Source organism: Streptomyces sp. NPDC058457 (assembly GCF_042720695.1).
In the GTDB taxonomy this organism is placed as follows: Bacteria; Actinomycetota; Actinomycetes; order Streptomycetales; family Streptomycetaceae; genus Streptomyces.
Genome location: NZ_JBHXLU010000098.1, coordinates 35,674 through 42,787, shown reverse-complemented (window position 1 = coordinate 42,787; position 7,114 = coordinate 35,674). Strand labels below are relative to the sequence as shown.

Sequence of the window (7,114 nt, the reverse complement as noted above, 5' to 3'; positions counted from 1 at the left end):
CAGTTCCCCGCGCCCCTGAAGGGGCGCTCGTGCAGCGCCCCTTTCTTTGAGGGGCGCGGGGAACTGCGCGAGCAACCACAGTCCACCCGCGCTCTCTCCACCGGCATCAGCCCGGCAGACGCTAAAGAACCTCGGCAAAAGTCACCGTGCGCTCCACGAGCAACGGCCACACCTGCCCCACGACGACCTCCTTGAAGTGCTCGGCGGCCTTGTGCGCCTCGAACCCCTCCCGGTCCACGTACCGCTCGTACAACAGAAACCCACCCGGCTCGCCCTCCACCACGTGCACCTCGTACATCAGGTTCGCGGGCTCCGTCCGCGTGGCCTCCCGCGCCTTCAGCAGCGCGGCACGCACCGCGGCCTCGTCGGCGGGTGCGCAGCGATAGTGGGCGACGACTGTGTACGCCATCCGTTTTCTCCTCTTCTTCTCAGCACTTGTCCGGCCCGCCCGATTCCAGCATGGATCATGCGCCCGACGGCCCGCGCACAGCGCAATCAATGCCTGCCCCCGCGGGGCTGGTGAACCCCCTCCCACATGGTGTGTTGTCGCAGACGGCCCGCACGGCCGGCAGCGCGGACGACGTAAGGAAGTGATCTCCATGCGCACTCTGGAAACCCTCTTGGGCGGGGAGTGGGTGAGGACCGGCGAATGGATCGACGTCCACGACCCCGCCGACGTCCGCACTCCCTTCGCCCGTGTTCCGGCCCTGTCCGCGAAGGACGTCACCAGGGCCTACGACCACGCCGAGCGCGGCTTCGCCGGCTGGAAGCGCACCAGCCCCTTCGAACGGGCCCGGGTCTTCACCGAGGCGGCCCGGCTGATCCGGGAGCGGGCCGGGGAGATCGCCGCCGACGTCACCGCCGAGAACGGCAAGACCCTGGCCGAGGCGACCGGCGAGACCCTGAAGGCCGCCGACTTCCTGGAGTACTACGCGGGCCTCGCCCGCCAGGGCTACGGCACCCTCCTGCACGACGTACGCCCGGACCACCGTACGCACACCCAGCGCGAGCCGATCGGCGTGATCCTGGTGATCAGCCCCTGGAACGATCCGCTGATCACCCCGGCCCGCAAGCTCGCCCCGCTGCTGGCCACCGGCAACGCCGCCGTGTTCAAGCCGGCCACCGAGACACCCCTGGCAGGGCTCCACTTCGCCCGTGCCCTGCACGACGCGGGCCTGCCCGCCGGCGTCCTCAACGTCGTCACCGGCCGGACCGCCGAGATCGAGGAGGCCCTCCTCGACGACCCCCGGATCGTCGGCATCACCTTCACCGGCTCCAACGCCGTGGGCAACCGCATCCGGCACCGCCTCGCCGACCGCAACGTCCGCTTCCAGGGCGAACTCGGCGGCAAGAACGCGTCGGTGGTGCTGCGCGACGCCGATCTGCCGGCCGCCGCGAAGGCCGTCGCGGCCGCCTCCTTCGGCCAGGCTGGACAGCGCTGCACCGCCACCAGCCGGGTGATCGTCGAACAGCCGGTGTACGACGAGTTCGTCACGCTGCTGGTCGCGGAGGTCCGGGCGCTGACCGTCGGCCCCGGCACCGACCCGGCGAGCACCCTGTGCCCGCTGTCGAGCCCGAAGCAGCGCGACAGTGTCCTCGCCGATCTGGGCAGGGCGGTGGAGCAGGGCGCGACCGTGCTCACCGGCGGCGGGGCGGACACCGAGCGACCCTACGGCTGCTACGTGGAACCCACCGTCCTCACGGGCGTCACCCCGGAGACGGCCGTCTGGCGGGAGGAGGTCTTCGGGCCCGTCCTCGCCGTCCGCGCGGTCGACGGCTTCACCGCGGCCGTGGAGGCGGTCAACGACTCCGGTTTCGGGCTCGCCGCGGCCGTGTTCACCCGCGACCTCGGCTCGGCGTACCGGTTCGCCGACGAGGCCGAGTGCGGGCAGGTCGCGGTCAACACGACGACCACCGGCTGGGACGTCCATCTGCCGTTCGGCGGCTTCCACGACTCCGGCACGGGCTACAAGGAGCAGGGCGAGGAAGTCCTCAGGTTCTCCACGCGGGTCAAGACGGTGGCCGTCCACTTCGGTGCCCCGGAGCGGGCCGATGGCTGACGAGACGGTCGGCGTCGTCGGCGCCGGCATCGTGGGCCTGGCCACGGCCCGCGAGATCGCGCTGCGCCGCCCCGGCACCCGGGTCGTGGTCCTGGAGAAGGAACAGGAGGTCTCCCGGCACCAGACCGGCCACAACTCCGGTGTGGTGCACGCCGGCATCTACTACACGCCCGGCAGCCTCAAGGCCGACCTGTGCGTGCGGGGCGTGTCCCTGCTGCGCGAGTACTGCCAGGACCGGCAGTTGCCGTACGACGAGATCGGCAAGCTGGTCGTGGCGGTCCGTGAGGACGAGCTCGGCCGGATGCAGAACCTGTACGAGCGGGCGAAGAACAACCACGTACCGGAACTGCGGAGGATCTCGCGCGACGAGATCAGGGAACTCGAACCGCACGTCGGCGGTATCGCGGCCCTGCACTCACCGCGCACCGCGATCACCGACTACCCGGCGATCGCCCGCGCGTTCGCCAAGGACATCGTCGACTCGGGCGGCGAGGTGCGCGTCGGCTTCCCGGTCACCTCGGTCACCACCGTGCCCGGCGGCATCGAGGTCGCCTCCGGACCGGACCGGGTCCGCGTCGACCGGCTGATCCTCTGTGCCGGCCTCCAGTCCGACTCCGTCGCCAGGCTCGCCCAGGACCGGCAGGAGCCCCGGATCATCCCCTTCCGCGGCGAGTACATGCTGCTCAGGCCGGACCGGTCCCATCTGGTGTGCGGCCTCGTCTACCCGGTGCCCGACCCGCGCTACCCCTTCCTCGGCGTGCACTTCACCCCGCGTGTCGACGGCTCGGTGGAGGTCGGCCCCAACGCCGTCCTCGCCCTCGCCAAGGAGGGGTACCGGCGCAGCAAGGTATCGCCCCGGGACCTGCTGGCCCTCGCGGCCTACCCGGGCGCCTGGCGGATGGCCGCCCAGCACTGGCGTACCGGCATCAGGGAGTACCGCGGCTCCTTCTCCACGGCCGCCTTCATGAAGGACGCCAAGCTGTACGTCCCGGGCGTCGGCGTCCGTGACGTGGTGCGCGGCGGCGCGGGCGTGCGCGCCCAGGCGCTGGACCGCGACGGGACGCTCGTCGACGACTTCCGCATCCACCGGGTCGGCCGGATCACGGCCGTACGCAACGCCCCCTCGCCGGCCGCCACGGCCTCCATGGCGATCGCCGAACACATCACCGCGGCCGTCTTCGACGACGCCTGACACAGCGGCCGCATGCCCCGCGAACAGCGCACTTCCGTGCAACAACAGCTTGCGCTCCGGGATCTCCGCAAGAGCGCACCGGCCGCCTAGCGTTCCTTCCACACCGCCCCACCACCCCCTTCGAGAGAAAGAGTTCGGACATGTTCGTCGTCGACACGCAGATCCACATCTGGAAGGAAGAGACCCCGGACCGCCCCTGGGTGCCCGGCGCCCGCGAGCGGATCCGCCTGAACGGCCACCGCGAGGACCCCTTCTCCTACGAGGAGGCCCTGGAGCTGATGGACGAGGCCGGCGTGAACCGGGCGCTGATCCTGCCGCCGTCCTGGGAGGGCGACCGTATCGACTACGCCCTGGAGGCCTGCGAGGCCCACCCGGACCGGTTCGGCATCATGGCCCGCATCCCGCAGAACAAGCCCGAAGAGGGCACGGCCATGCTCAAGGACTTCGCGCAGAACCCGCATGTGAAGGGCACCCGGCTCACCTTCCACCGGCCGCAGGACCGCAACTGGATGATCGACGGCACCAACGACTGGTACTGGCCGATCGCCGAGGAACTGCGCGTCCCGACCATGGTCCACGCCCCGATCTGGAAGCGCGAGCTGGGCGAGATCGCCGCCAGGCACCCCGAGCTGAAGATCATCATCGACCACATGGGCATCATGGCCCGCTGTGTGGACGACGCGATCGGCTACTGGGTCTCGGAGACCGCCGACCTGCACGTCCACCCGAACATCTACGTCAAGGTGTCGGCGCTGCCCGGCTACTCCACGCAGCCCTTCCCGAACAACAACATCCAGAAGTACGTGCGCGAGATGGTCGACAAGATGGGCCCGCAGCGCTGCTTCTACGGCACCGACATCACCCGGCTGCTCGGCCACGGCATCACCTACACCGACACGATCGAGCAGTTCACCAAGCACTGGGACTTCACCCCCGAGGAGCTTGAATGGATCATGGGCCGCGGTATCTCCGAGGTCCTGAACTGGCCGATCGAGGGCTGAGGAAACTCCGGCGATGACCAACAACCCACGGACCGACGGCGGGGACGCCGTCGTCTCCGCCTTCAACGCGGCGGGCGCCGACTACGTCTTCTGCTCCTCGGGGTCCGAATGGGCCCCGGTGTGGGAGGCGCTGGCCCGCCGCCACCGCGACGGCGAGCCCGCCCCGCGGTATCTCGACCTGACCCACGAGACGGTCGCCGTCGGCATGGCGACCGGGTACGGGCTGATCGCGCGCCGCCCGCAGGGCGTGCTGCTGCACGCGGCGCCGGGCCTGCTCCAGGGCTCGATGGCCGTGCACGGCGCGCTGCTGGCCGGCGTGCCGATGGTGGTCGCCTCGTCGGAGTCGACGACGTACGGCGACGCCCCCGGCCACGACCCGGGCGGCCAGTGGTACCGCAACCTGTCGATCGTGGGCGGCCCGCACGGCATCGCCCAGCCGTTCACCAAGTGGTCCACCGAGGCCGCCAGCGTGCACACGCTCCCGGTCATGATCACCCGGGCGGCGGAACTGGCCCGGCGCGCCCCGGCCGGACCGGCGTACCTGAACATCCCCCTGGAGATCCTCCTGGAGGAGTGGGACGGCCGCGAGGCCAAGCCCGTCGTGCCGCCCGGTTCGACGCACAGTTCGCCGGAGGAGGTCGACCCGGTCGCGCAGCTGATCCGGGAGGCGGCCAACCCCGTGATCGTCACCGAGACGGCGGGGCGCGAGGCGGGCGGCTTCGAGGCCCTGGCCGCCTTCGCCGAGGCCTGGAGCATCCCGGTCGTGGAGCCGGACTCGGCGGTGTGCGGCAACTTCCCGCGCACCCACCCGCTGCACGCGGGGAGTGACATCGGCCCCTGGACGGACACCGCCGACCTCATCCTCCTCGTCAACTGCCGCGCGCCCTTCTACCCGCCCTCGCGCCGCCCCGCCAAGGCGAAGGTCGTCGTCATCGACGAGATCCCGCAGCGCCCGCACGTCGTCTACCAAGTGCTTTTCGCCGACACCTACTTGGAGGGCAACGTTGCCAACACGCTGCGCCAGCTGACCAAGCGGGCGAAGGACCTCGACGAGCGGGCGGTCGAGGTGCGCCTGGCGGCACAGGAGGAACGGCACGCCGCCGAGCGGTCCGCGATCGCGGCGGCGGAGGCGAAGGCGGCCGAGACCAAGGGCGTCGACCCGGTGCTGGTCGCCGCCACCCTGCGCACGCTGCTGCACGGGCAGGACGCGATCGTCGTCGACGAGACCATCACCCACAGCCGGGTCGTGAAGCGCCATCTCCAAACCGCCGACCCGGACTCCTACTTCTACGTCCAGGGCGGACTCGGCCAGGGCATCGCGGTCGCCCTCGGCGTCAAACTCGCAGCGCAGGAACGGCCGGTGGTCCTCACCATCGGCGACGGCGCCTTCACCTACAACCCGGTGATCCCCTCGTACGACGCCTCGAACGCGTACGAACTGCCGTTGCTGATCGTGGTGTTCAACAACCGTGTCTACAAGTCGATGAACCTCAACCACCGCCGCTTCTACCCCGACGGCGCGGCCGCCGAGACCGGCGAGTGGCTCGGCACCGATCTGCACCGGCTGCCGCGGCTCGCCGGGTTCGCCGAGCCGTTCGGCATGCACACCGAGACCGTCGACACGTCGGAGGCGCTCGCGCCGGCGCTGGAACGCGCCCTCAAGGCCGTGGCCGAGGGCAGCACCGCCGTCGTGGACGTCCTAGTCACCCGCTAGCCCAGGAGACACACCCCAACCATGTCCAGCACCCCCACCAGGATCCTGGTGCCCGCCGACGACCTGCGCACCTTCTCCGCCGCCCTCCTGGAGAAGGGCGGCCTGAGCGCCGAACACGCCCGGACCACCGCCGACGTGTTCGTCTGGGCCGCGCAGCGCGGCGTCGACTCGCACGGCACCGCCCGCGTCCCCGCCTACCTGGAGCTGCTCGCCAAGGGCGTCGCCAACGCGCGGCCGGAGATCCGGATCGAGTCGACGGCGCCGGCCGCCGCCGTCCTGGACGCCGACCGTGCCCCCGGCCCGGTCGCCCTGACAGCCGCCGCCGACGAGGCGGTACGGCGGGCCCGCGAGACCGGCATCGCCTCGGTCGGTGTCCGCCGCACGGTGCACACCGGCGCGATCGGCTACTACGTGTCCCGGATCGCCGAACAGGGCCTGGTCGGGCTCGGGTTCGTGGCCGGCATGCCCAACATGGGCTACACCGGCGTCAAGGGCGCGGCCGTCGCCACCAGTCCCCTCGCCATCGCCGTACCGGCCCGTGAACACGCCCCGCTGCTGCTGGACATGGCCACCGCCACCATCGCCCTCGGCAAGATCCGCCAGGCGAAGGCGAGCGGCACGCCGCTGCCCGAGGGCGCGGCCGCGACGGCGGACGGCACGCCGACGACCGACCCGGAGCTGGCGGTCATGCCCCTGCCGCTCGGCGGCGCGAAGGGCTCCGGCATGTCCCTCGCCTTCGAGCTCCTGACCAGCGTCCTCGTCGGCGCGCCGATCTTCGCGGCCTTCCACTCGGACGACCCGGCGGGCCGCAAACACCGCCAGAACGCGCTCCTCATCGCCGTGGACCCGGCCGCCTTCGGCGACCCGGAGGCCTTCCTCGGCGCGGTGGACGACACGCTGGGCACCCTGAAGGGCCTGCCGGCGGCGGACGGCGTGCCCGGGGTGTTCTACCCGGGCGAGCGGAGCGCGGCGGTGGCGGAGGAACGGGGGGCGAAGGGCGTCCCCGTGGCTCCGAAGGTGTGGCGCGAACTGACCGACCACGCCGAGACGCTGGGGGTGGAGGCGCCGAAGCTCGGGGGCTAGCGGCGGGTTTGCACCACCCTGGACACGGTGGGCTGCCGGATGGTCGGCCCACCGTCGCGTCCTG

Annotated in this window: 6 protein-coding genes; 5 read left to right on the top strand and 1 reads right to left on the bottom strand. The window is 71.5% G+C overall.

Features of this window, described 5'->3' with window-relative positions:
* Nucleotides 1-121: 121 nt before the first annotated feature.
* Nucleotides 122-409, bottom strand: a complete 288-nt coding sequence (locus ACFWPS_RS44990) for a putative quinol monooxygenase (RefSeq protein ID WP_383717578.1) — start codon at nucleotides 407-409, stop codon at nucleotides 122-124.
* A gap of 190 nt (nucleotides 410-599) precedes the next feature.
* Here ACFWPS_RS44990 and ACFWPS_RS44985 point away from each other — a divergent pair, with 190 nt between their 5' ends.
* From ACFWPS_RS44985 to ACFWPS_RS44965, 5 genes are all read left to right on the top strand, one after another.
* Entirely contained in the window at nucleotides 600-2,060 is a 1,461-nt protein-coding gene (locus ACFWPS_RS44985; RefSeq protein ID WP_383717575.1) for an aldehyde dehydrogenase family protein, read from the top strand.
* Complete coding sequence (gene lhgO / locus ACFWPS_RS44980) at nucleotides 2,053-3,252, top strand: L-2-hydroxyglutarate oxidase (protein ID WP_383717572.1); 1,200 nt, start codon at nucleotides 2,053-2,055, stop codon at nucleotides 3,250-3,252. The genes ACFWPS_RS44985 and lhgO overlap by 8 nt, the downstream gene beginning before the upstream one ends.
* A gap of 140 nt (nucleotides 3,253-3,392) precedes the next feature.
* Nucleotides 3,393-4,253: an amidohydrolase family protein gene (locus ACFWPS_RS44975; RefSeq protein WP_383717569.1), complete on the top strand. Its 861-nt coding sequence runs from the start codon at nucleotides 3,393-3,395 to the stop codon at nucleotides 4,251-4,253.
* A 13-nt stretch (nucleotides 4,254-4,266) separates the two neighbouring features.
* The gene (locus ACFWPS_RS44970) at nucleotides 4,267-5,967 is read left to right on the top strand and encodes a thiamine pyrophosphate-dependent enzyme (protein ID WP_383717566.1); all 1,701 of its coding nucleotides are present in this window, start codon (nucleotides 4,267-4,269) and stop codon (nucleotides 5,965-5,967) included.
* A gap of 21 nt (nucleotides 5,968-5,988) precedes the next feature.
* Nucleotides 5,989-7,050, top strand: coding sequence for an Ldh family oxidoreductase (locus ACFWPS_RS44965; protein ID WP_383717563.1), 1,062 nt, complete (start codon nucleotides 5,989-5,991; stop codon nucleotides 7,048-7,050).
* Nucleotides 7,051-7,114 lie beyond the last annotated feature (64 nt).

Excerpts from the sequence above, each read along its gene's own strand:
- ACFWPS_RS44990 (WP_383717578.1), bottom strand. The coding sequence starts at position 409 with ATGGCGTACACAGTCGTCGCCCACTATCGCTGCGCACCCGCCGACGAG.
- ACFWPS_RS44970 (WP_383717566.1), top strand. The coding sequence starts at position 4,267 with ATGACCAACAACCCACGGACCGACGGCGGGGACGCCGTCGTCTCCGCC.
- ACFWPS_RS44985 (WP_383717575.1), top strand. The coding sequence starts at position 600 with ATGCGCACTCTGGAAACCCTCTTGGGCGGGGAGTGGGTGAGGACCGGC.
- lhgO (WP_383717572.1), top strand. The coding sequence starts at position 2,053 with ATGGCTGACGAGACGGTCGGCGTCGTCGGCGCCGGCATCGTGGGCCTG.
- ACFWPS_RS44965 (WP_383717563.1), top strand. The coding sequence starts at position 5,989 with ATGTCCAGCACCCCCACCAGGATCCTGGTGCCCGCCGACGACCTGCGC.
- ACFWPS_RS44975 (WP_383717569.1), top strand. The coding sequence starts at position 3,393 with ATGTTCGTCGTCGACACGCAGATCCACATCTGGAAGGAAGAGACCCCG.